The sequence below is a fragment of the Aneurinibacillus uraniidurans genome (assembly GCF_028471905.1).
Lineage (GTDB): Bacteria > Bacillota > Bacilli > Aneurinibacillales > Aneurinibacillaceae > Aneurinibacillus > Aneurinibacillus uraniidurans.
The window spans coordinates 970,740-992,855 of sequence record NZ_CP116902.1 but is presented as its reverse complement, the minus strand read 5'-3'; the positions used below and the strand labels follow the sequence as shown (position 1 = coordinate 992,855).

The window sequence follows — 22,116 nt, the reverse complement described above, 5'->3', positions numbered from 1 at the left end:
CGTATTCTGGTCTTTACTATAAACCTTCCACAAAAGGGGAAAGTCAACTATTTATGTAACCCAAAAATCCAAACCAGTAAAACAGAATAATTAGTTTATTTAAAAAATTTCTTTTATGACATAAGTCTATTATACTAATATAAACACTATGATCATTCACATTTGTTACAAATGGAGGTTGGCTAAGCTTTGAAAATTAGAACCAAACTTATTGGGGCACTCGTTGTCCTAATAGTTGCACTTATGAGTATGGGTACCTATCAGTTCGTTACATCTAGCAAAATTCAAGAAAAAACGAAAGAAATGCTAGAAATCGAACAAATGCGCGTTACGCTTAAATCGATTCAATATCGTCTTACGGGTATTTCTAATGATGAACGCGCTTTCCTTTTAACAGGAAAGGCCGAATATCCACAAGAAATCAAGAAAAAAGCAACGGATATTACAACATACCTCATGCAACTTGATACCCTTTCAGCATCTCTTTCCGAGAACAACCAAGGAATAGAGGAGATAAAGAAACAGTACCAAGCGTACATAACCACAAGTGAGCATATGATCTCAACATATAATCATGGAGATAAAACGCAAGCAGCCCAGATCCATTTTCAAGAAGAGCGATCCATTCGTAAAGAAGGACTTGATCCGGCCGTCGACAATCTAGTTAAAGCCACTGAAAAGCAAACACAAGAACATCTTCTAACATTACAAACAATCGAATCTAATCAAAGAATTCTACTTGGAAGTGTGATCAGTGTATTAGTCGTATCCGGATTGATTATCGGATTTGTCATCTTACGCTCTATCATTCAACCATTATACGTGTTACGGGATCGATTAAGTGAGATTGCAGAAGGTGGGGCTGATTTATCTCAACGTATCGTCTTAAATAGACGAGATGAACTTGGAGATGTCGCTGCATCTTTTAATAAAATGGTGAGCAATCTTCAACATTTAATTCAACAGTTTGAACAGAACGCCAATCTTGTAGCTTCCACTTCGCAGGAAGTCGCAGCTAGCGTGGAACAAACAAATCAAGCTACCGAACAAATTACACTTGCCGTACAGGAAATCGCCACTGGCCTTGACCGACAAGTGGAAAACGCGGACCAGGCAGTAAAAACAGTATCCGGCATTTCTCAAGCAATAGAAGAAGCAACACATTCAATCGAAACCGTAGCCGAGATTACCCTATCGGCTGAAGAAAAATCGAGCAGCGGCACAAATCTGGTACAACAAACTCTTACACAGTTACATCAAATGCAACAGAGTGTACAAGCTACTGCAGGAGTTATAAATGGATTAGGGGAAAAAGCAGAAGAAATCACCACAATTATTGGCATCATGAGTGAAATTGCTGCACAGACAAACCTACTTGCTCTCAACGCAGCGATTGAAGCAGCTAGAGCAGGCGAACACGGCAAAGGGTTTTCTGTCGTTGCTGATGAAGTCCGAAAACTAGCGGAGCAATCCAGTACGGCAGCTGACCAAATTCAGTCTGTTATTCATGGCATTCAAAACGAAACGAAACACGCCATTGCCTCCATGCACACAGGTACGAGGGCCGTTGAAACCGGCTTGCATATGGCAGAACAAACCGGTTCCGCCTTCCATAGTATTGCTGATACAATCAACAAAATTAAATCATGTACGAATGATGTTGTTGTATTAATGACTCAGGTTAGCGAATACTCGCAGACAATGTTACCTCAGATTACGGAGATCTCACATTTGTCTGAAGAAAGTTCTGGTATGAATCAACAAGTTGTCGCCGCTACGGAAGAGCAAACTGCTTCCATGGAGGAAATAACCGCCTCAGTTAGTCAACTTCATCACATGTCACAAGAATTACATCGACTTACACACCAATTCAAATTTTAATCTACAGACGAAGCCCTTCTATTGTGAAGGGCTTCGTCTGTGTACTCTTCTTTTATCTACTTTTAAGTATTTATTAAGATTACGATAGTAATATTCAAAACAGGCAAGATTTCTGGTAACATCGGACTAGTAAAACATTACTATAGGTTCTGAAAAAGGCAAACTTATTGAAAAATAAGGACGCAAAGCCATGGGTCTAAAGTTTGTATAAACTATGACAGCCGGTTGCCGAAGTCACATATTCGTAATGATTCTTTTAGCCAAAGAATAAATCCAACTTTTTATATTTTTTAACTTGAGATTTATTCGTACATGACCCAAAAGAATCGGATGACTAGGCTATTCCCAAAATGGATAGTCTTTTTCTTTTCCTAGAATCAAAAAGGGGAGAATTATCGTGAGAGATTTAAAAATTCGGACACGCGTATTAATTGGTTTTTCCGCAACACTACTTCTGTTACTTATGGTTTCATTTATCGGGTATCACGGTTCTGTTCAAACGAAAGAAAAATATGATGATTTAATTAATCGAGCCATGCCAGCTGCCGTTGAAGTACAAAATATGAATTATAATTTGGCAGTAATCGCATCAAGTTTACGTGGGTATGTTGCGTATGGTGATGATACATACTTAAATACGTTACAGAAATCAAAAGAACAATTTCATAAAAACATAGAAAACTTATTAGCCATGACCCAAGTCGAAGAAAATCAACGGTTAATCAAAGAAATCATCGCAGCTAGCGGCGAATATGAGAAAATAGTTGATCTTTCCATTGATGCGGGAAAGAACAGAGATATCGCAAAAGCCAAAAATCTATCCTTGCAAGGTAGGGTTTATTTACAAACAGCGCAAGAAAAGTCCACACAATTAAAAAGCAATATTGATACAGTTGTTCGTGATACACAGCAAGCCACTTCTGAGAAGAGCGCTCGAACCAATTTATTAACCTTAATTTTTTCTACCATCGCATTATTAATAGGCATTATTCTTTCTATCATTATCTTCCGTTCAATCGTACGCTTAACAAAAGAACTCATTACATTCACTGAACATGTGGCAGCTAGCTCGCAGCAAATTTCAGCAAGTACTGAAGAAATTGCCCATGGAAGTCAGCAGCAAGCCGCTTCAGCTAGTCATTCATCGGAACTTGTAAAAGAAATGACGAATGTGATCCAATCGGTAGCTAAAAATACAGAGCAAGCCTCTATTTTTTCCGAGAAGGCTGTAGAACTATCCATCGATGGGAACGGCGTGATTCAAGAAGCCGTAACAGGAATGAGAGATGTTAGACAAAAAATGGATAAACTCGAGAAAGAATCCCAGCAAATTCAAGAGATTATTAAGGTGATTAGTCAGATTGCTGATCAAACAAATCTGTTAGCACTTAATGCGGCGATTGAAGCTGCACATGCGGGGGAAGCAGGCAATGGATTCGCCGTTGTTGCAGGCGAAGTTCGAAAACTTGCGGAAAGAAGTCGACAAGAGACGAAAGAAATTTCAACACTAACCCTATTGATACAGCAAGGGATAGAAGATGCTGTTTTAAGTGCGAAAATAGGCGATGAAGAAGCGCAAAATGCAGGCAAATCGTTTGAACAAATTAAAACAATTGTGCAAGAATTATCCGGTCGTGTGTCGGAGATTGCAGCGGCTACTGAGGAACAGGCAGCTCAATCATCAGAAGTGCTAGGTGCAGTTGAAAACATCGCCGCCGTTACACAACAAACAGCAGCTGGCACAGAAGAAACCGCTGCTGCTGTCGTTGAGATGGCGAACATGTCAGAAAAATTGTCTCATCTTATTACTAAATTATAGTCGGTCAGGGGCAGGCATGAGAGAATTCCGTGCTTGCTCATATTCTTTTCGCAGCTCGGCCACAACATCAGCAATCGGCGCGATCTGCTTGATCGCGCCTACTCCTTGTCCGGCGGACCAAATATGTTTCCACGCCTTCGCTTCCGTTTCAGCTGCTTGTGAGAAAGAGAAATCCATCGATTCTTTCTTTTGTAAATGATTCGGGTCAAGTCCTGCATTGCGAATGCTTGGCACGAGATAATTAGCGTGTACGCCACTAAATGCATCCGTATAAATCAAATCTTCCGCACCAGATTCCAGCAGCATGTGCTGATACGCTTCACTAGCAAAGCTTTCAGACGTAGCAATAAAGCGCGTTCCCATATATACCATATCCGCACCAAGTACTTCCATCGCCAAAATATCCTGTCCACGGGATATACAACCGGCTACAATCGTTATTCCGTCCCAGAATTCTTTGACCGCTCCAAGAAAAGCAACTGGATTCAGTGTTCCCGCATGTCCACCAGCTCCGTTGCACACGAGAATTAATCCATCAATTCCTGTCGTAGCCGCTTTTTTGGCATGAGTCAGATTGATCACATCGGAGAAAACCAGCCCTCCATATTCATGTACGACATCTACAACGGATTGAGGATTTCCTAACGATGTAATCACAATCGGCGGCTTGTACTTCTTAATTAATTCCAGATCGGCTTCATACCGCTGATTCGTCCGATGTACGATAAGATTTACCGCCCAGGGAGCCACCTGCTGTGCTGTATTCTCATCCTCCACCTGCGCTAACCCTTGTGTAATTTGTTCCATCCATTGTTCCAAACTATCTGTCGTACGGGCATTCAGGAGCGGAAATGAGCTAATAATTCCCGCCTTACACCCCGCAATAATCATTTCCGGACTTGAAACCAAAAACATCGGGGCCATTATAACAGGTAATACGAGTTGCTCCTTTAGCTGCACGGATCGTTGTTTTGACACTTGGTTCATCCCCTTACCATTTTCTTTTTACCATCGCCTGCTCATTCTTTTCTGCTCTCATTCTGGTATATCCTGCTTTAAGAGAGAGGAACAAGCAACCTTAACCCACTTAACTGAAAAAAGCGCCTGCAACAACTCAGGCGCTTTCTCCGTCATTAGAATAAACGGCGGCGACCGCAACGGACGATAATACGGCGTCCGTTACACAAAAATCGAACAGATTGACCTGGATGTAAAACCACAACTCGTGTACGTCGGACTCGTGTACGTCGACGAGGATCCATATGCTTCCCCCCTCTCTCCTTCTTCCTTATCGTATGCCTGTTCATGTAATAAGGAGAGAGACATCTGCACAATACGATGAGAAAAGGCGAATACCTTCGCTTCACTTATTTTTGCAGAAAAATGAGAGAGCTTCTCTTGCAATCTTTCTTTTATGAAGTATCATTGAAATATATTGCTTCCTCTATCCTACAATCGAGGAAAATTGAACGAACTTATAAAGAGAGAATCAAGGGGGAAAGGTTATGAAACGGAACACCTGCCTGGCAGCAGCTCTACTGCTTACCGGCCTCGGGACAACATTCTCTGCCATTCCGGCCGAGGCGGCTGCCACAGGAAGTATGCCTTTAACCATACAGCCTGCAAACAAAAGTCAGCTTACACCTGCCGTCCAGAAAACACTGGATCGGCTATTTACAATGGAGCCAAATTTAAAAAAGCTGCATATTAAAAACTGCTCTACATCTGATCGGACTGGTATTACAACCATTCGTATGCTCGAAGGCGAGGATCCAACACCCTTATCGAGTGCCTATATCGATATCCGTAGTAAGACAGGCGAACTACGAAGCTTTTCTTTCCAATTCCATGATCGAAGCTCGTCTTTAGAACCTTCCGCTTCCTTCGCCAAAGAACAAGCACAGAAGTTTCTATTTAATTGGTTCGGCTCAAAACAACTGTCCCAATTCGGAACCCCTGTCTCAAATGGTCGAGGCTCCTCATCTATTCAATACCCGAATGGGACTAAATTGACATGGGCACACCGGACTGTCGAATTCCCGCTGCTCATTAATGGAATTCCAACGTCTACGGGCGGCGTTGGACCGCGTATGGATATCGATGCTACTGGGCACGTTGTACGCTTTGAATACAATCCGCCATCCCTTTCACAGGCTGTGTTGCCTGATCCAAAGGATGCACTAAAAACGGATACGTTAAAAAAGCATCTGTTCACGCCAGAACGTGTGTCCCTTTCCTATGTGGAACAGCAGCCTTCCTATACGCAAGGAAAGAATCAGATGAAAACGATTCAACCCGTGCTTCGCTACGATATGAATCTCCCGGTTGCAGTAAACGCGTTCACTGGCAAACCAGTTGACCTTGTAACAGGTGACGTACAAGGCGAAGCAGAAAATCGCTTTGAGCCATGGAAAAAAATTTCTATTGCGCCAACAAAACAAAAACTGCACGCTTCCTCTCAGGAAGAAGCAGCCCATGTCCTCCTCAACGTATGCGGAGTAGACGTAAGCGGATGGAAAGTAGATGAGCAAGAGCAGCAGATCGTTCATCCTCAATATGTCAATACGGCAATAGCTTATACGTGGTGGAACGATGATACGAATGCCGCTGCTAATGTTATGATCGATAAAGCAACTAAACAAATTCTACATGTAGATGTAACGAAAACAGGCCAGGAAAATCATATTGTCACAAAAGAAGAAGCGTTCGAGAAAGCGACTCAATTTATCCAAACTTATGTGCCTACTACTGCTGATTCCATGCAAGTCTATTATTTTCATTCCAGTGAAAAGGAGCCTCTCCCGTTCTGGGCAGACAAAACGAAAATCCAGTCTTTCGTACAAGAAAACAGGATGGAAGAATATGAGTTCCGCTTTACTGAGCAGAAAGACGGAATTCCGATACGTGACCGCTCCAGCTTTGTTATCGTAAATACAGCAGGCGAAATTACCAGCTTTTCTTTATCACCTGAACGTCCTGCTCCTAGCCTGCCGCCTGCATCTTCTCTCGCATCTCGCGCTGATGTAGCCCGTACGTTTTCTCAGAACACAAAGCTTACATTAGAGTACATGTGGCCTGATTATTTCGGGCAGCGGGCCCCGTCTCCAGTTCTGATCTACCGCATCACTGGACCGGTTCCAGGCGATTTCTATGTGGATGCCCGAACCGGCACCTATATGACGATTCCCTTCGAATCCGACAATTAACACAACACGAAAAAACGCTGCATAGCTCCCCCTGGCTTTGCAGCGTTTTTTAACGATCAAATAAGAATGACTTACCCAGTGCGATATACTCGCGCGCCCATAGCTGCATACGAACAATCGGCGGCGTTGGTGCAGTCAATATATCTGCCTGCATCCCTTCCCGACCAGCTAACCATAACGCCCGATACGCATGAAAATCACTTGTCACAAGCACCACACGATTTCCTGTCAAAAGCTTATGTGAAAAGCGAATGTTTTTTGCAGTGGAGGTTGATTTATCTTCTAGCAAAATCCGTTCGGAAGCAATACCATTGGCAAGTAGAAATTTCTGCATGGCACTCGCTTCCGTTACATTTTCCCCTTCTCCCTGCCCACCGGATACGATTACTTTTGTCTGTGGATTAGTACGCAGGTAAGCAAGAGCCGTTTCCATCCGGTTTTGCAGCGTCCATGACATCGTCTCCCCACGCACCGCAGCGCCCAGCACAATCATATACGGAAGTCCGGGCTCTGCATGACGACTTGCCGCCTCTTTCATTTTTGTATAGGCCCATCCGGTATATCCAGCCACAAGCACCAGAAGAAGTAAAAGAAGTAAAAGAACGCGCTTACTTATTTTTTGTTTCCTACTCCGCATACGAACGAATATCCCCTTTAGCATACTAGGAAGTAAACGTGATTCCTCCCTCAAGCAGAGCCGTAAATTCCGGTTCTGGAAGCGGCCGACTATAATAATATCCTTGCACTTCATTACATTCTTGTTCTTGCAAAAAGCGGAGTACATCCTCCGTTTCTACCCCTTCTGCCACCACCGTAAGTCCCATGCTGTGCGCTAGGTGAATCACCGCTTTTACGATCGCTGCATCTCCTGTATCCGTCGTAACATCTTTGACGAAAGAGCGATCAACCTTTAGTGCATTGATCGGAAATCGCTTTAAATACCCAAGCGACGAATATCCGGTTCCAAAGTCATCAATCGCAATCGAAATCCCAAGCTGATGCAACTTGCGCAGAGTAGACAGACTTTCTTCCGCATCATTCATCATACTGTTCTCTGTCATTTCGAGTTGAAGATATGCCGGATCAAGCCCGGTTGACTGTAAAATCATCTCAACAAGAAGGACAAAATCCGGCTGTTGAAACTGAATGGCCGATACATTCACGGCTACACAAAGTTTCGGATACCCAGCTTCCATCCATTTTTTGTTCTGGGCACATGCCATTTTAAGCACCAATTCACCAAGTGGAATAATAAGCCCGGTCTCTTCTGCAAGCGGAATAAATGAGACAGGAGAAATATAGCCCTTTTTCGGATGATTCCAGCGCACGAGAGCCTCCATCCCGGTCAACTTCCCAGTATAGATGTCCACTTTGGGCTGATAGTATAGTTCAAACTCCTGATTCTCCAAGGCACGACGTAGGTCAATCTCAAGCCGCAAATGCTCTTCGTATGTCGCGTTCATTTGCGGTGTATAGAAACGGTATCCGTTACGGCCATGATTTTTAGCATAATACATCGCCGTATCAGCATTCTTCATTAATGATTCCATATCAAGCCCCGCAAAAGGATAGATGGCAATTCCAATGCTGCATGTAATGAAAAATTCATGATGATCAAGCGAAAAGGTTGTCCGAAATGCATAAAGCAGCTCCTGCGCAACAATCTCTGCACTTGTCGCCTCGTCTACTTCCGGGATAAGCACAACAAATTCATCTCCGCCCAGGCGATACACATGTCCATTTCCAATCATGTGCTTGATCAGTCGTTCCGCTACATTCACAAGCAGCTTGTCCCCCACCGTATGACCGAACGTATCATTAATCTGTTTGAAACGGTCCAGATCAATAAACAGCACCGCAACTTCACAATCAGTTTCACTCGCGTTTTGTAAGGCACGTTTCAGATCTTCTGTAAACATCCTGCGATTCGGCAGCTTGGTTAACGAATCTTGATACGCCATGCGACGAATCATTTCCTCTGCGCGTTTCAAATCTGTAATCTCACCTGTAGAACCAATGATCTCAATGACGGTGTTATTTTCAATGATCGGTGACAAGGTGGTATGAAAATCACGATTCATATAGCGGTAATTGTACGTCACTAGCTGGCCAGAAAATGCCTTAAGATTATGCTGATTCATAACTTCTGCTGCCTCAATCGGAAACACATCATACGGCGTTTTACCAAGTACATTGCCAGTCCGAAGGCCAAGCTGGCTGGCAAGCTTTCCTTCAAATAAGGTATAAACCGGCACCCCATTTTCATTGCGATGAAGTTTGAATACGATGTTATGAAGAGCATTTACTGTGCGGATAAAATCGTTTTTTAACCCTTCACGGAGCTTTTCCTCCGCCATTTTTCCTTTTGTAATATCCGTACGAAATGTGATATACCGATACGGTATACTATCCTCATCAAGAAGCGGTACAATGGTGGTTTTGACCCAATAAAATGTCCCGTCTTTTGCTTTATTCTTTACTTCCTCGCTCCATACTTCACCTTTGGCAATCGTTGCCCACATCTGTTGAAAAAACTCTCGTCCATGGTACCCTGAATTCAGCAGACGATGGGTACTTCCAATCAGTTCTTCTCTGGAGTATTTCGATATTTCACAAAATTTTTCGTTCGCATATATGATTCTTCCGGCTGTATCTGTCAGCGCCACAATTGTCGATTCATCCAGTGCCCGCCATACATCTGCAAAGTTATGCACAAGCGTATGAATCTGCTCCATATTTCCATCATGCTCGTTCTGATGCGCTTCATGTTCTGGAATAGATGAGGTAAAAGCATGTAGTTTTTCAAGAATAAATTGATTGTCGAAAGCAGTATCCATCGAAGCACCTCTTAACTTAGGAAAAAAGTCATTTAACTCTTTAATACCACAAAACGGAATATATTTGCAACCGTAACGGCAAAAAGAATTATTTATTTTCACTCTCCTTTTATTTTCGATTCTACTCGCAGTATTTTTGTCGTATATGAAAAATCACCGTAGCAATATGGATATCGAAAATTTCCTTGATCATCACCGCATGTGTATACATTTGGTGCTTTTTGGACTTGGATCGCAGAGTACTGTCTAGCTAATTCTTCCGAGTGCTTCTGACCATGTGCAGCCACAAAGTCGATATAGCCAGGTCCCATGTTGTACGCCTGAATAATTGTCGCCATATCTACATGCTTCTTCTTACCATATGTATACACGTTATGAAAATGACGAACGCCCTGTCTGATGCTTTGTTCGGGATCTTTAATGGTGTTTGGCGGCAGTCCGGCTGATTCGGATGCCTGCATCGGGTCTCCTCCTCTGCCCTGGCTTTCCTGATACATCAGTGCTACCAGGACATCAGTTTGTTGCTCCAGGCCGTACTGAGCCAGCTCACTGCGCAGGGCGGGCTCATATTTTTTTACATGCGCATACGGGTCAATCTGTCGAGGGGCTCCTCCCTCTCCCCATAGAAAAATCACCAGACCAGTTAAGCCTATTGTAGCTATCATAACGACTAGCATAAAATTTCGCATCCATTTTTTTATTCGGTTCATTGCCCTCTCCCATGTTTCTCTTCACTCTTACTACTTCCACCTATCAAGAATCCCCATACTTCCCTTTTCATGCTGAAGCCTGTGGCCAAGTAGTAACATTCGTATTCATTTTCTTATACGAATCGACCAGGAAAAAGTAGCACGTAATTTTTTAATAGATATGGTAAAATATCCTTAAAAAGAGGGATATATATGTCCGAAAAAAAGCTGCGTATTTGGACTCTCTTCTTGATTGTCGTCTTTCTTATCGCCCTATACACCACAAGTGATGGCAGAAAAGATCGTCCCGTCTGGAAAGAACTTCGTACATCACTTACAACTGATAACGTAAAACATGTATCCATTCAATACCTAAGTGATCAAACGATCACTCTCTCTCACGAAGAGCAACAGGCGGTAATTGCTATACTACAAGACGCTTCCTTCTCCGGCAGCAATCGTGAACATTTTGGCTCTACACCAGATGGGGCTATCTCGTTTGAACTTCAACAGGGGCACGTTTCTTTCTCATTTTGCGCAAGGGGTCCAGATGACGTCGGCTCTCAATTCGAAACGGCTCCGAGCCATATTGACCCCGAATCACAGTTTTATATTAGAAGTGGTGACCTAGCCCGTTTTATCGAGAATAGGCTTTCTACTAAATCGAACGAAGGGACTGTCAAATGAAGCGAATTCTAAAAGTAACTGTACTTCTATTCTCTCTTTGTATTGTAAGTCTCTCACTTCTTCTCTATGCGAAAAAAGAAAGTATAGCGGTCGCAGGTGGGGCATTTCCGTATGCATCCGCCATGTATCAACTTCATATCGAAAAAAAATCCATGGCAAAAATTCAGGCGAAAGATGGCACGATTTCGTATGTTGTACACCGAGGAAATTATCAGCCGTTTATCGAAAAAATGAATGAGGAAGGCTGTACGCTCAGCTCCCAAAAAGGACGAGACTTGTATTTTTCTAATGGTCCGAACGCGCTAGAACATTATTATGTTCGCTATCTGACTGGAAAGTACGACATTATTTATACATCTTCTTATCCTGTTGATTACTTCTCTTGATAACTCCATACATAAAAAAAGCCCTGACCTAAAATAACAGTCGGGCGAATTCTGCATTGCGGCGTGCCTGTTCTGCTGCGTCCGCAAGATCATATTTTTTCAGCAAATGAAACACTTCATTCAGTTCTTCCTGTGTACGGGATTGTGCGAGGTATAAAGCAAGCGCTGCGATAATATTCTCCGGCAGATACGGCTTGATTGCCTCGTATTTTTTTTGCACATCTTCTATTGTGTGGTCAAGATTGCATGTATTTTTCTTTTCCATATCGTTTCCTTCTCTCTCATTTGATGATGTAAGCCTGTCATGCCCGTCCCTCTCCCTGCATATAGTGGAGTGAACCATGTAGAAAGGGGGCGTCTTATGACAGCGCTTCTCTGGCCCATGTTTGCAGGGCTCGGCCTGTTCCTCGGCGGCATGCGCCTAATGCGGTTTGGCTTATTGGCGATAACAGGCGATAAGCTGCAACGCTGGTTGCTTACTTTCACCCGCACACCATCGCGCGGCATGATCACTGGAACGCTTATTACCATGCTTGTTCAGAGCAGCAGTGCAGTTACCGTTATTACGATCGGACTTGTCAATGCCAGGCTGTTGACCTTTCCGCAAACGGTTGGGATCATCCTCGGCACGAATATCGGCACGACGTTCACAACACAACTCATTGCCCTAAATCCGCATAAGCTGGCACTCCCGCTGTTTATCATTGGATGTGTGCTGTACTTTTTCCGTCATACTTTTATGAAGGCACTGGGCGCCTCTCTGGCCGGATTCGGCTGTATATTTCTTGGGATTCGCATGATGCAGACCATTACAGGACCACTACAGGAAAGCCATTTTTTCCTCTCAACCCTTACCGGAGAACACGCCTCAAACTTAAACGGGATCGTTCTTGGAGCTGCGTTTACTGCGCTTTTACACAGTGGTTCGGCGGTAACGGCACTTACGATGGGATTTGTGAACGAGCATATCTTGTCGCTCACGATGGGCATTGCCATCATTCTGGGCAGCAACATTGGTACATGCATAACCGCTATACTGGCCGCCATCGGCAGTTCAGCGGCTGCTAAACAGGTCGCTTGGGTGCATGTATTTCTGAATGTCGCAGGTGTGCTCTTATTCTGGCCATTCATCGGGCCACTTGCTGATCTCGTACAAATGCTGACCAATCACCCGGATGTGCAGATCGCTCACGCTCAAACACTCTTTAACGTCATCTGCTCTGTACTAGCCCTGCCATTCGTAAACATGATTGCTCGACTAGCCCGCATGTCCATACGAGATGAATAAAAACGAGCGTAGCCGCAGCTCGTTTTTATTTACTAATACGCATTTGCATCTGCCTGACCACCCGTAACAATGGCTACTCCATTGCTTGTGCCGATGCGATCCGCGCCTGCCTGAATCATCGCGTTAGCTGCTTCATACGTACGGACGCCACCTGAAGCCTTGACTGATACCGCCGCGCTAACTGCCCGACGCATAAGTGCTACATCTTCGACAGTCGCCCCTCCCGAACTGAATCCAGTCGACGTTTTGACAAATCGCGCACCCGCCTCTTCACTCAGGCGGCACGCTCGAATTTTTTCTTCTTCCGTAAGCAGGTACGCCTCAATAATGACCTTCACGGGATGGGTACCTGCCGCAGCCACAACAGCTGAAATATCACGGCGAACCACTTCATCTGCCCCGCTCTTGAGCGCACCGATGTTAAGCACCATATCCAGCTCATCCGCTCCGTCTTCCACCGCTTTTTCTGCTTCAAATACCTTACTTTCCGTACAAGTAGCCCCAAGTGGAAAACCAATTACCGTTGCGACCCGCACAGCACTTCCCGCAAGCGCCTGTTTGGCCCGGCGCACCCAGTACGGATTGATACATACCGCATAAAACCCATGCTCACGTGCTTCTTCACATAGTCGATCAATCTGCGCCGCAGAAGCTGCTGGCGCAAGCAGAGTATGGTCAATATATGCTGCCAGTTCCCGCTTCATCCGATTCCCTCCTGACCATTTGCAATGCCTAGCAAGCGATATGCCTTTTTCAGCACGGAGATATTATTGTGGTATCCGCTTTCCTGCTGCCTCTTCCACGCTTTATCCGGTGTCATCCAGGCTACCGTGTTGATTTCTTCCAGCTGCGGTGTAAGGATGCCGGACATTGCCTCTACAAGATAGTAGTGCACTTCTTTCTTAATGGCACCGATCTTCGGATTATAGTAGTGATAATAGATTGTCTCCAGTGGCTCCACAACCTTACCATGAATGCCTGTCTCCTCTTCAATCTCCCGCAGCGCTGTCTCTTCCATCGTCTCTCCCGGCTCCTGCTTTCCCTTCGGAAGTGATATCTTCATATACCGATCTTCAATCAGCATCAGCTCGATCTGGTTGTCCTCTGTCTTGCGGTATACCACTCCTCCTGCCGAAATCTCTTTTGCCATCAAGTATTCCTCCTTGAAAAAGCATTTTTTATCTAGTACGGATGACTGCTCAGCTTTCGCCATTCTGTCAGCACCTGTTCTCCGATTATGTCTTTATACTGATCATACAAAGGAGAAAACGCCCGCTGCCAAGCTTGTTTCTCTGTGTCCGTCTGCATATGAATCGTCATAAGATGACGGTTCTTCATCTCTGCTAATGCCTGGTTGTTAATGTCATGTGCATAGTGGCGTACCCAGGCAGTCGTCTCTGTCATCGCTTCCTGAATAGCCTGCCTTTGCTTGTCTGATAGTCGATTCCAGGTTGTTTTGTTTATTAATACAATATAACCCAAATACCCGTGATTACTAACGTCCATATGCTTCTGTACCTGATAAAGCCGCTTGCTGTAAATATTAGATAGTGTATTTTCTTCTCCCTCTACGCTTCCCATCTCTAATTGCCGGTACAGATCATCAAAACCGTAACTCTCTGCCTGTGCCCCCAGTGCTGTAAATTGTGAACGCAGCACCGGACTCGCCATAATCCGGAATGTCTTTCCTTTGAAATCATCCGGATTGCGCAGCGGCTCATTCGACGTCATTTGTTTAAATCCATTGTCCCACAGTGCAAGACCTTTCACGTTCGGATCATTAATCGCTTGAAATAAAAGCTTCCCAAGCGGACCATCCATCGCTTCGCCAACCATACGCTCATCCCGAAACGCATACGGCAAATCCATCACCATCCATGCTGGATAGCGAGCGGATAGCTTCGATGTGGCAGGCGCAATCATTTCCACCTGATCCTGCTGAAGCGCATTAAACTCTGTTGCGTCATTATACAAAGTAGCATTCGGATATACGCGAATCTCGACCATGCCGTTTGTTTTCTGACGAACAAGCTCGGCGAAGCGAGCAACCGCCAGACCTTTCGGCGTACTCTCCGCTACCACATGGCTGAATCGAATGATTACTTTCTGGTTGAGTCCAGCCTGTTCTTCATCTTCATATTTCGGCTTTTGCATTGTAAAGCTAAAGCCAAACCCAATTCCAATCGAAAGCACAAGACCAGATATAAGAAATACAATAAGCCAGCGAAGCGACTTCATGCTGTTTTCCCCTTTTTCCTCTGAAAAATCCTTTGCGTGTATCATAGCACAAAAAAGCGCGGACAACAGCCTGTCCACGCTCTAAATGATTACGAAAAAAGTATTAGGCACTCAACTTCGGCTGTGCCATTTCGACAAGTACTTCCTGATGCTTCGATTCATCAAACTCTTTCTCACTCTTCGCCACAACAATTGTCGCTACACCGTTCCCGATCAGATTAACGATTGCACGCGCTTCAGACATGAAGCGGTCTACACCAAGCAAAAGGGCAAGACCTTCAATTGGAATGACCTGCATCGCTGTCAGTGTAGAAGCAAGGACGATGAATCCACCGCCTGTTACAGCTGCTGCACCTTTAGAGGTAAGCATCAAGATCGCAATAATGGTCAATTGCTGAGCAATGCTCAGGTCAACATGGAAGACCTGTGCTAAAAAGATTGTCGCCATAGACAGATAAATCGTCGTACCGTCAAGGTTAAACGAATACCCAGTCGGGATGACCAAACCTACTACCGGCTTCGAACAGCCAAAACGCTCCATCTTGTTCATCATGCCCGGCAGTGCAGACTCGGAAGACGATGTACCGAGAACAAGGAGTAGTTCTTCTTTTATGAAGCTCAAGTATTTCCACAGACTAAAGCCATACAGTTTGGCGATTATGTTAAGGACAACGAACACGAACAGAAACATCGTTCCATATACACTCACCATCAGCATGCTGAGCGGTTTCAATGTCGCAATCCCGAATTTACCGATTGTGTACGCCATCCCCCCAAAAGCACCGATCGGAGCAAGCTTCATAACCATACCAAGTATGTTGAAGAAAATTTTGGACAGCTTATCAAAGAAGTCAATTACCGGTTTTCCTGTATTCCCAAGCATCGTCAGGCCAAGGCCGAACAGCACGGAGAAGAAAAGAATTTGCAGAATGTCGCCTTTCGCGAATGCGTCAAATACATTCGACGGAATGATGTGGGTGAAGAATTGCACCCAATCCATATCTTTTGCACTGTCTACATATTTCGTGATGTCGCCTTTTTTCAGTTTTTCCGGATCAAGACCGGCACCTGGTTTTACTAGATTTGCTACGATAATACCAATGAAAAGTGCAAACGTTGTTACAACTTCAAAGTATAAAAGTGCTTTACCCCCAACACGGCCAACTTTTTTCATGTCACCCATGCTCGAAATACCAATGACAATGGTCAGGAAGATAATTGGAGCGATTACCATCTTGATCAGGTTGATAAATGTCTCCCCAACCACTTTCATATCTTGTCCAAACTTGGGCCATACTTGCCCTACGATAACACCAAGCACAATCGCTATGAGAACTTGAAACGTCAAGTTTTTTATAAGTCTCATTCAGTATCCTCTCCTTTGCAAATATTCATCATTGTCTGTCGTTTTCTGATAGATTCATGATAACGTTTGCACACAGAGAGGAGAAGTTTTTGTATTTATTAAACGTTTTGTTCTTTTTGTTCATGTAAGCCAGTGATACATTTTCATCGGACGACCAACTGTGCCATAATTCATCATGGATTTGGCTTGCTCAACTGACTCCAAGTATTCGAGATAACGGCGAACGGTAACGCGAGACATCCCGATCAGCTGGCCGATCTCCTCCGCGGACATCCCTCGGTCAGACTGCCGCAAGCATTCTGCCACTTGTTGCAACGTAAACGCCTGAATTCCTTTCGGGTAATGTAATTCTGCTTCGTCCCGTGCCGAATTACCACCTGTATCGGACGCAGTATTCTCATATGTGCGGTCAAATATTGTCTGCGTGAACGTATCTGCCGACTGATTGCGCAGAAATTGTTCACGATAGCGTACAAGTGCTGCCTGGATACGTTCAAACTGAAATGGCTTAAATATATAATCGACTGCCCCAAGCCGCATCACACGTAAAACCGTCTCACGATCATTCGCTGCCGTTACCGCAATCACATCCACATCCTGCTCATCCTGCCGAATAACGCGTAGCGTCTCAAGACCTCCCTTGCCAGGCATGTACAGATCAAGAATGACAAGATCGGGAGTACGTTCTTTTATTTTCTCTAATGCTTCTTCTCCGCTACGGGCCACCCCCGTCACGGCAAATCCCTCCACACGCTCAATAAAAGACCGATTAATGTTCTGGACCATCGGATCATCTTCCACAAGCAGCACTTCGATTGGCTTGCTCATCTTACTCTTCCTCCTTCCGCTCCATCGGCAGCGTAACACGCACCCATGTTCCGAAACCTACGCTACTGTCTACTTCAATTTCGCCCCCGCTTCGCTCTACAATGGACGAAACAAGATATAATCCAATGCCTCGCTCACCTTTTTGCTTGGTGGAAAAGCCTTTCTCAAAAATATGCTGACGCATCTCTTCTGGAATTCCGATGCCATTATCGTCTATTTCGATAATCACATAGCTGTCATCCTGTACAATTGAGACATCAATTTTTTTCCCGCGATCTACTACTTCTGCAAGACCGTCAAACGCATTCTCAATCAGATTGCCAATGATAATGACCAGATCATGATACGTCACATCCTGCGGGAAACGTCGAAATTCACTGTACGGATCAATGTACAGAGTAATATCGAGTTCCTTGGCTCGGCTAATTTTGCCGATGAGCAGGCCCATCAGATTCACGTCCTGAATCCGATCTCCAATGTAGTGCGCGACATTCTCCTGTTCTTCATCGAGTTGGAAAATGTAACGAAGCGCCTCCTGGTCTTTGCCAAGCTGAATAAGCCCGGCGATCGTATGGAGTTTGTTGCTATGTTCATGGTTTTTGGCACGCAGCGCGTCCACGAATGATTTAACGCCCGTCAACTCTTCTGCCATACGTGTCACTTCTGTTTTGTCCTGGAAGATGGCAAGCGCCCCTTTTGTTTTTCCCTTCACTTGAATCGGAACCCGGTTGCTCACGATAAGCGTATCACCAATATAAAACTGACGATTATAAAGTGGATAACCCAGTTCCAAAATTTCCGGCAGTCGCGTATCTGGAATAACATCCCAAATATTTTCCCCGACTGCTTCCACGTGCACCTTAAGCATGCGCTTGGCGGCTTCATTTATAACGGTGATGCGTTCCTTATCATCAATCGCGATAATGCCTTCATGAATCGCATGGAAAGCTGCCGTTCGTTCATCAATGGTACGGGCCAACTCTTGGGGCTCAAGTTGGAATGTTTGCTGCTTAATATGGCTTGCGAGCAAATACGCTCCGAAAATACCAAAACAAAGCGTCAGTGATAAAATCAGCACCATCTCGCCGCTCAAATCATGCAAAATCGCACTAAGCGGCGGCACGGTATTGCCTACCATTACTACCCCGACTTGCTGATGCTCATCGTTCATAATTGGCGCATATGCCCGTACACCATCCCCCAGGTCACCCTGTACCTGATCGACATATACGTGTTCTGCAAACGCAGGCTTCGCCGCCTGGTTTATCGGGAACCTCGTCCCAATCCGATTCTCCAGTGGATGCGACAAACGCACTCCGTCCATGTTGACGACCACAATATAATCAGCTCCATAAATCGCCCGCACTTGCTCAACCAGCTTTTGAACAACACGATTAGGATCACCGGATTCCACTAATCGCTTGATCTCCGGTATCTGGGCAGTCACTTTTGCGATGAGAAGCGAGCGGTCACTTACATCCTCTACTTTAACTGTTACGATTTTTCCAATGAGAATCATCGTCCCCATAAGCAGGGAAAATAACACGATACCGAATGCCAGCAGTGTGATCTTCCAGCGAATCGGCCAATTATCTAGTCGCATTTAATTCCCCCTCGCTTTCGATTCTACAACAAAAAGCTGTCCCGTTCGCCATGTTCTGGCTTTTAGGACAGCTTCTCTGCTTATGCCTGAAGCGCTTCTTCGCTCAGTACACGCACGAATGTGCCTTTGCACGTTTCTGCGCCTGGCTCGTCCACGCGCACCATACAAATCTTGCCGACGAGTGACTCATTCGCCTGGAATACTAGTTTAAGATAGTTATCCGCATGACCGACATACAGACCGCTATCCGGTGCTTCTTTGTACGGCTCTTCTGGAATAACTTCAAGTACCTGACCGACAAATTTGCTTGAATACTCAACTGCCATTCGGTTCGATAGCTCAATCAATTCATGCACGCGACGATTTTTGATCTCTTCATCCACTTGATCTTCCATCCGGGCAGCTGGTGTACCGCTGCGCTTCGAATATGGGAAGACGTGTAGCTCAGCGAATTTCATCTCTTCGATAAAACGGAAGCCGTTCTCGTACATCTCTTCCGTCTCGCCAGGGAATCCTACAATAATATCCGTTGTAATCGCCACGTCTGGAAGCGCCTGATGCAGCTTCTCAATCGTCGCACGGTATTCGTCTGTCGTATATTTACGACGCATGCGTTTTAATACTTGATCATCGCCTGCCTGCAGCGGAACGTGCAGGTGACGGCACATTTTATCCGATGAATTCAAGATCTCGATTACTTCATCCGTAATTTGACTCGCCTCAATGGAACTAATGCGGATGCGAGCAAGCCCCGGCACTTTCGTATCGAGATCACGCAGCAGACGAGCAAGATTGTAATCTTCGAGGTCTTCTCCGTAGCCGCCGGTATGAATGCCTGTGAGCACAATTTCCTTGTAGCCTGCTGCCACAAGCTTGTTCGCCTGTTCAATGACACTCTCCGGTTTACGGCTGCGCATCAGGCCGCGTGCCCACGGAATAATACAGAAGGTGCAGAAGTTGTTACAGCCTTCCTGAATTTTCAGCGAGGCACGTGTGCGATCCGTAAACTCTGGTACATCGAGTTCTTCGTATTCGCGTGCTTTCATAATGTTCGATACCGCATTAATCGGCTGACGATCCTGCAAATACTGATTTACATAGTCAGTCAATTGCTCACGACCCGATGTTCCGACAACAATGTCTACCCCTGGGATCGCCATAATTTCGTGCGGCGTCGTTTGCGCATAGCAACCTGTGACAGCGATAACCGCTTCCGGGTTGCGACGAATCGCCCGACGAATGACCTGACGGCTTTTTTTGTCACCTGTATTCGTTACTGTACACGTATTAATAACATAAACGTCCGCTTTTTGTTCGAAATCCGTTTTCTCATATCCGACATCTTTAAATAGCTGCCAGATTGCTTCGGTCTCGTAATGGTTTACTTTGCATCCGAGGGTATGAAACGCAACAGTTGGCATTTTGTCTCCAACTCCTTACCTATAAAAATCACCCGATGAAACGAAACCGAGTTTTATTGTTCAAATCGATAAGACACACACGATAGTGCATAGAGCGGCGCTGTCTCGGCCCGCAGGATACGCTTGCCAAGCGACACAGCTGCGAAGCCTGCCGCTTCGGCTTCTGCTACTTCTTTCTCATCGAATCCACCTTCTGGCCCGATGACAACAAGTAGTTTTGATCCAGGTGTCATGTCCGCCAACACACGGCCAAATGTGGCACTTTCCTCTTTTTCATATGCAAGTACAGCATAATGGAAACCGGATGCAGATGCAAGCAACTCGCGCCAGCTCTGCACATTCTCGATCTGCGGTACTACGCTTCGATGCGACTGTTCTGCCGCTTCTTTCGCGATTTTCTGCCAGCGTTCCAGACGCTTGGCTTCTTTTTTTGCATCAAGCTTTACAACGGTCCGACTTGACGTAAACGCGCAAAAAGAAAAAGCACCGAGCTCAGTGCCTTTCTGAATAACCCATTCCATTTTATCACCTTTCGGCAATCCCTGGGCAATGGTAACTTGCACCGGAAGTTCACGGTTTTTCAAGCCTTCTTCCACGATGCGGATGTGCACAGCATCCGGCTCAATCGCCTCAATCGCGCCGCGCACATCACGTCCCTGACCGTTGCAGCAAATTACTTCATCCCCGACACGATTTCGCATAACCCGGACGATGTGGTTCACATCGTCTCCGGTAATCGTCACCTCATGCTCCCGCATGTGTATCGGTTCTACAAAATAACGCTGCATATTTACCTCCTCGGCTACGCCAGTTTTTCAGCGATAATACATACCCAGCCAGATGTGATCGCCGTCCGGTCCAAAATTGTCGGCGGTGCTACGGTATCACCTGATGGATAATGCGCACCGTCATCTTCGCTGTCATACATGTCATGCATATAATGAGACTCGACAATCCGGAATCCTGCCGACTCCATCGCCTGCTTCACTTCTTCTTCTTTAAGCGTAATAATACCGGATGTAATGAATCGTCCCCCCGGCTTAAGTACGCGAGCTGCATCATCTACAAAACGAACGATGACTTCTGCCAGGATGTTAGCGACCACGATATCAACCGGGCCTTCGATCCCATCAAGCAGATTGTTCTGATCAACATTAACCTGCTTCGCTGTATGGTTTAGCTTCACATTGATGCGGGCAGAATGCACGGCCACTTCATCAAGATCAAGTGCCTGCACAGACGAAGCACCAAGTTTTGCCGCCGCAATCGCGAGCACACCTGTACCACAGCCGACATCAATGATTGTCTCGCCGCCTTTGATCGCTTCATCAAGCGCTCGAATGCACAGTACCGTCGTCGGGTGTGTACCTGTGCCAAACGCCATGCCCGGATCAAGTTCAATGATCAGTTCATCTTCGCGCTTCGGCTTATACTCCTCCCATGTCGGAGTAATCGTAATCCGATCTGATACTTCAACAGGCTTATAATATTTCTTCCAGGCAGTTTCCCACTCTTCTTCTCGCACTTCCGCAAGTGAGATCGTGCCCGGCCCTGCCTCGATATCATATAAAGCAAGATTGTTAACCGCTTCTTTAATTTGCTCAACGGTTTCTGCGAGATAGCTGTTCACGAGAAGATACGCTTTAACAATGACGCCTTCTTCCGGATAATCTTTCTCCGATAATTGATAAATTTCTCCGAATTTATCTTCCCACTGACGCTGCAAAATCTCCGGGTCTTCAATCACAACTCCTGTGGCACCGGCTTCATGCAGAATGTTCGCAACTGCTTCGACCGCTTCCTCGGCGGTGTGGATGCTAATTTCCGACCATTTCATTGTATGTTGTCCCATCCTCTCATTGCTATC

The 22,116-nt window shown here is 45.3% G+C and carries 21 protein-coding genes and 1 riboswitch; of the genes, 6 read left to right on the top strand and 15 right to left on the bottom strand.

Features of this window, described 5'->3' with window-relative positions; translation table 11 throughout:
• Positions 1-189: 189 nt before the first annotated feature.
• Both PO771_RS04920 and PO771_RS04915 read left to right on the top strand, forming a co-directional pair.
• The gene (locus PO771_RS04920; RefSeq protein WP_272562168.1) at positions 190-1,881 is read left to right on the top strand and encodes a methyl-accepting chemotaxis protein; all 1,692 of its coding nucleotides are present in this window, start codon (positions 190-192) and stop codon (positions 1,879-1,881) included.
• Between the two features lie 147 nt (positions 1,882-2,028).
• Positions 2,029-2,114, top strand: a riboswitch (cyclic di-GMP riboswitch).
• A 164-nt stretch (positions 2,115-2,278) separates the two neighbouring features.
• The gene (locus PO771_RS04915; RefSeq protein WP_272562167.1) at positions 2,279-3,700 is read left to right on the top strand and encodes a HAMP domain-containing methyl-accepting chemotaxis protein; all 1,422 of its coding nucleotides are present in this window, start codon (positions 2,279-2,281) and stop codon (positions 3,698-3,700) included.
• On the opposite strand, the gene PO771_RS04910 is transcribed toward PO771_RS04915, so the two are convergent.
• Positions 3,695-4,678, bottom strand: coding sequence for an NAD(P)H-dependent flavin oxidoreductase (locus PO771_RS04910; protein ID WP_272562165.1), 984 nt, complete (start codon positions 4,676-4,678; stop codon positions 3,695-3,697). The genes PO771_RS04915 and PO771_RS04910 overlap by 6 nt on opposite strands.
• Before the next feature lie 155 nt (positions 4,679-4,833).
• Positions 4,834-4,962, bottom strand: a complete 129-nt coding sequence (locus PO771_RS04905; protein ID WP_272562164.1) for a hypothetical protein — start codon at positions 4,960-4,962, stop codon at positions 4,834-4,836.
• A 243-nt stretch (positions 4,963-5,205) separates the two neighbouring features.
• Between PO771_RS04905 and PO771_RS04900 the strand changes: the two genes are divergently transcribed.
• Positions 5,206-6,906 carry a YcdB/YcdC domain-containing protein gene (locus tag PO771_RS04900; RefSeq protein WP_272562163.1) on the top strand — a complete coding sequence of 567 codons (1,701 nt, stop codon included), beginning with the start codon at positions 5,206-5,208 and terminating at the stop codon, positions 6,904-6,906.
• Positions 6,907-6,955: 49 nt separating this feature from the next.
• On the opposite strand, the gene PO771_RS04895 is transcribed toward PO771_RS04900, so the two are convergent.
• The 3 genes from PO771_RS04895 to PO771_RS04885 all read right to left on the bottom strand — a co-directional run bounded on the left by PO771_RS04895 (position 6,956) and on the right by PO771_RS04885 (position 10,453).
• Entirely contained in the window at positions 6,956-7,543 is a 588-nt protein-coding gene (locus PO771_RS04895; protein ID WP_272562162.1) for a YdcF family protein, read from the bottom strand.
• Between the two features lie 25 nt (positions 7,544-7,568).
• Positions 7,569-9,743, bottom strand: coding sequence for a sensor domain-containing protein (locus PO771_RS04890; protein ID WP_272562161.1), 2,175 nt, complete (start codon positions 9,741-9,743; stop codon positions 7,569-7,571).
• 98 nt (positions 9,744-9,841) lie between these two features.
• Entirely contained in the window at positions 9,842-10,453 is a 612-nt protein-coding gene (locus tag PO771_RS04885) for a lysozyme family protein (RefSeq protein WP_272562160.1), read from the bottom strand.
• A gap of 192 nt (positions 10,454-10,645) precedes the next feature.
• Here PO771_RS04885 and PO771_RS04880 point away from each other — a divergent pair, with 192 nt between their 5' ends.
• Positions 10,646-11,119 (top strand): hypothetical protein, encoded by a 474-nt coding sequence (locus PO771_RS04880; RefSeq protein ID WP_272562159.1) that lies wholly within the window; start codon positions 10,646-10,648, stop codon positions 11,117-11,119.
• Complete coding sequence (locus PO771_RS04875) at positions 11,116-11,505, top strand: hypothetical protein (RefSeq protein ID WP_272562158.1); 390 nt, start codon at positions 11,116-11,118, stop codon at positions 11,503-11,505. The genes PO771_RS04880 and PO771_RS04875 overlap by 4 nt, the downstream gene beginning before the upstream one ends.
• A gap of 28 nt (positions 11,506-11,533) precedes the next feature.
• Here PO771_RS04875 and PO771_RS04870 read toward each other — a convergent pair whose 3' ends face one another.
• The gene (locus PO771_RS04870; RefSeq protein ID WP_272562157.1) at positions 11,534-11,770 is read right to left on the bottom strand and encodes a hypothetical protein; all 237 of its coding nucleotides are present in this window, start codon (positions 11,768-11,770) and stop codon (positions 11,534-11,536) included.
• A gap of 96 nt (positions 11,771-11,866) precedes the next feature.
• On the opposite strand from PO771_RS04870, the gene PO771_RS04865 reads away from it, so the two are divergent.
• Positions 11,867-12,793 (top strand): Na/Pi cotransporter family protein, encoded by a 927-nt coding sequence (locus PO771_RS04865; protein WP_272562156.1) that lies wholly within the window; start codon positions 11,867-11,869, stop codon positions 12,791-12,793.
• Between the two features lie 32 nt (positions 12,794-12,825).
• Here the strand turns inward: PO771_RS04865 and deoC are convergent, their stop codons facing one another.
• From deoC to prmA, 9 genes are all read right to left on the bottom strand, one after another.
• Positions 12,826-13,497 (bottom strand): deoxyribose-phosphate aldolase, encoded by a 672-nt coding sequence (deoC, locus tag PO771_RS04860; protein WP_272562155.1) that lies wholly within the window; start codon positions 13,495-13,497, stop codon positions 12,826-12,828.
• Positions 13,494-13,943, bottom strand: coding sequence for an NUDIX hydrolase (locus PO771_RS04855; protein ID WP_272562154.1), 450 nt, complete (start codon positions 13,941-13,943; stop codon positions 13,494-13,496). Before PO771_RS04855 ends, deoC begins: the two co-directional genes overlap by 4 nt.
• Before the next feature lie 32 nt (positions 13,944-13,975).
• The gene (locus PO771_RS04850) at positions 13,976-15,031 is read right to left on the bottom strand and encodes a DctP family TRAP transporter solute-binding subunit (RefSeq protein WP_272562153.1); all 1,056 of its coding nucleotides are present in this window, start codon (positions 15,029-15,031) and stop codon (positions 13,976-13,978) included.
• 103 nt (positions 15,032-15,134) lie between these two features.
• Positions 15,135-16,397, bottom strand: a complete 1,263-nt coding sequence (locus PO771_RS04845; RefSeq protein ID WP_272562152.1) for a dicarboxylate/amino acid:cation symporter — start codon at positions 16,395-16,397, stop codon at positions 15,135-15,137.
• Positions 16,398-16,517: 120 nt separating this feature from the next.
• The gene (locus PO771_RS04840) at positions 16,518-17,225 is read right to left on the bottom strand and encodes a response regulator (RefSeq protein WP_272562151.1); all 708 of its coding nucleotides are present in this window, start codon (positions 17,223-17,225) and stop codon (positions 16,518-16,520) included.
• A 1-nt stretch (position 17,226) separates the two neighbouring features.
• On the bottom strand, positions 17,227-18,828 hold the full coding sequence (locus PO771_RS04835; RefSeq protein WP_272562150.1) for an ATP-binding protein: 1,602 nt from the start codon (positions 18,826-18,828) through the stop codon (positions 17,227-17,229).
• Between the two features lie 80 nt (positions 18,829-18,908).
• Complete coding sequence (gene mtaB / locus PO771_RS04830) at positions 18,909-20,249, bottom strand: tRNA (N(6)-L-threonylcarbamoyladenosine(37)-C(2))-methylthiotransferase MtaB (protein WP_272562149.1); 1,341 nt, start codon at positions 20,247-20,249, stop codon at positions 18,909-18,911.
• A 53-nt stretch (positions 20,250-20,302) separates the two neighbouring features.
• Complete coding sequence (locus PO771_RS04825) at positions 20,303-21,037, bottom strand: 16S rRNA (uracil(1498)-N(3))-methyltransferase (RefSeq protein ID WP_272562148.1); 735 nt, start codon at positions 21,035-21,037, stop codon at positions 20,303-20,305.
• Between the two features lie 14 nt (positions 21,038-21,051).
• Positions 21,052-22,086, bottom strand: coding sequence for a 50S ribosomal protein L11 methyltransferase (prmA, locus tag PO771_RS04820; RefSeq protein WP_272562147.1), 1,035 nt, complete (start codon positions 22,084-22,086; stop codon positions 21,052-21,054).
• Positions 22,087-22,116: the final 30 nt, after the last annotated feature.

Excerpts from the sequence above, each read along its gene's own strand:
- PO771_RS04905 (WP_272562164.1), bottom strand. The coding sequence starts at position 4,962 with ATGGATCCTCGTCGACGTACACGAGTCCGACGTACACGAGTTGTGGTT.
- PO771_RS04900 (WP_272562163.1), top strand. The coding sequence starts at position 5,206 with ATGAAACGGAACACCTGCCTGGCAGCAGCTCTACTGCTTACCGGCCTC.
- PO771_RS04895 (WP_272562162.1), bottom strand. The coding sequence starts at position 7,543 with ATGCGGAGTAGGAAACAAAAAATAAGTAAGCGCGTTCTTTTACTTCTT.
- PO771_RS04890 (WP_272562161.1), bottom strand. The coding sequence starts at position 9,743 with ATGGATACTGCTTTCGACAATCAATTTATTCTTGAAAAACTACATGCT.
- PO771_RS04885 (WP_272562160.1), bottom strand. The coding sequence starts at position 10,453 with ATGAACCGAATAAAAAAATGGATGCGAAATTTTATGCTAGTCGTTATG.
- PO771_RS04880 (WP_272562159.1), top strand. The coding sequence starts at position 10,646 with ATGTCCGAAAAAAAGCTGCGTATTTGGACTCTCTTCTTGATTGTCGTC.
- PO771_RS04875 (WP_272562158.1), top strand. The coding sequence starts at position 11,116 with ATGAAGCGAATTCTAAAAGTAACTGTACTTCTATTCTCTCTTTGTATT.
- PO771_RS04870 (WP_272562157.1), bottom strand. The coding sequence starts at position 11,770 with ATGGAAAAGAAAAATACATGCAATCTTGACCACACAATAGAAGATGTG.
- PO771_RS04865 (WP_272562156.1), top strand. The coding sequence starts at position 11,867 with ATGACAGCGCTTCTCTGGCCCATGTTTGCAGGGCTCGGCCTGTTCCTC.
- deoC (WP_272562155.1), bottom strand. The coding sequence starts at position 13,497 with ATGAAGCGGGAACTGGCAGCATATATTGACCATACTCTGCTTGCGCCA.
- PO771_RS04855 (WP_272562154.1), bottom strand. The coding sequence starts at position 13,943 with ATGGCAAAAGAGATTTCGGCAGGAGGAGTGGTATACCGCAAGACAGAG.
- PO771_RS04850 (WP_272562153.1), bottom strand. The coding sequence starts at position 15,031 with ATGAAGTCGCTTCGCTGGCTTATTGTATTTCTTATATCTGGTCTTGTG.
- PO771_RS04845 (WP_272562152.1), bottom strand. The coding sequence starts at position 16,397 with ATGAGACTTATAAAAAACTTGACGTTTCAAGTTCTCATAGCGATTGTG.
- PO771_RS04840 (WP_272562151.1), bottom strand. The coding sequence starts at position 17,225 with ATGAGCAAGCCAATCGAAGTGCTGCTTGTGGAAGATGATCCGATGGTC.
- PO771_RS04835 (WP_272562150.1), bottom strand. The coding sequence starts at position 18,828 with ATGCGACTAGATAATTGGCCGATTCGCTGGAAGATCACACTGCTGGCA.
- mtaB (WP_272562149.1), bottom strand. The coding sequence starts at position 20,249 with ATGCCAACTGTTGCGTTTCATACCCTCGGATGCAAAGTAAACCATTAC.
- PO771_RS04825 (WP_272562148.1), bottom strand. The coding sequence starts at position 21,037 with ATGCAGCGTTATTTTGTAGAACCGATACACATGCGGGAGCATGAGGTG.
- prmA (WP_272562147.1), bottom strand. The coding sequence starts at position 22,086 with ATGAAATGGTCGGAAATTAGCATCCACACCGCCGAGGAAGCGGTCGAA.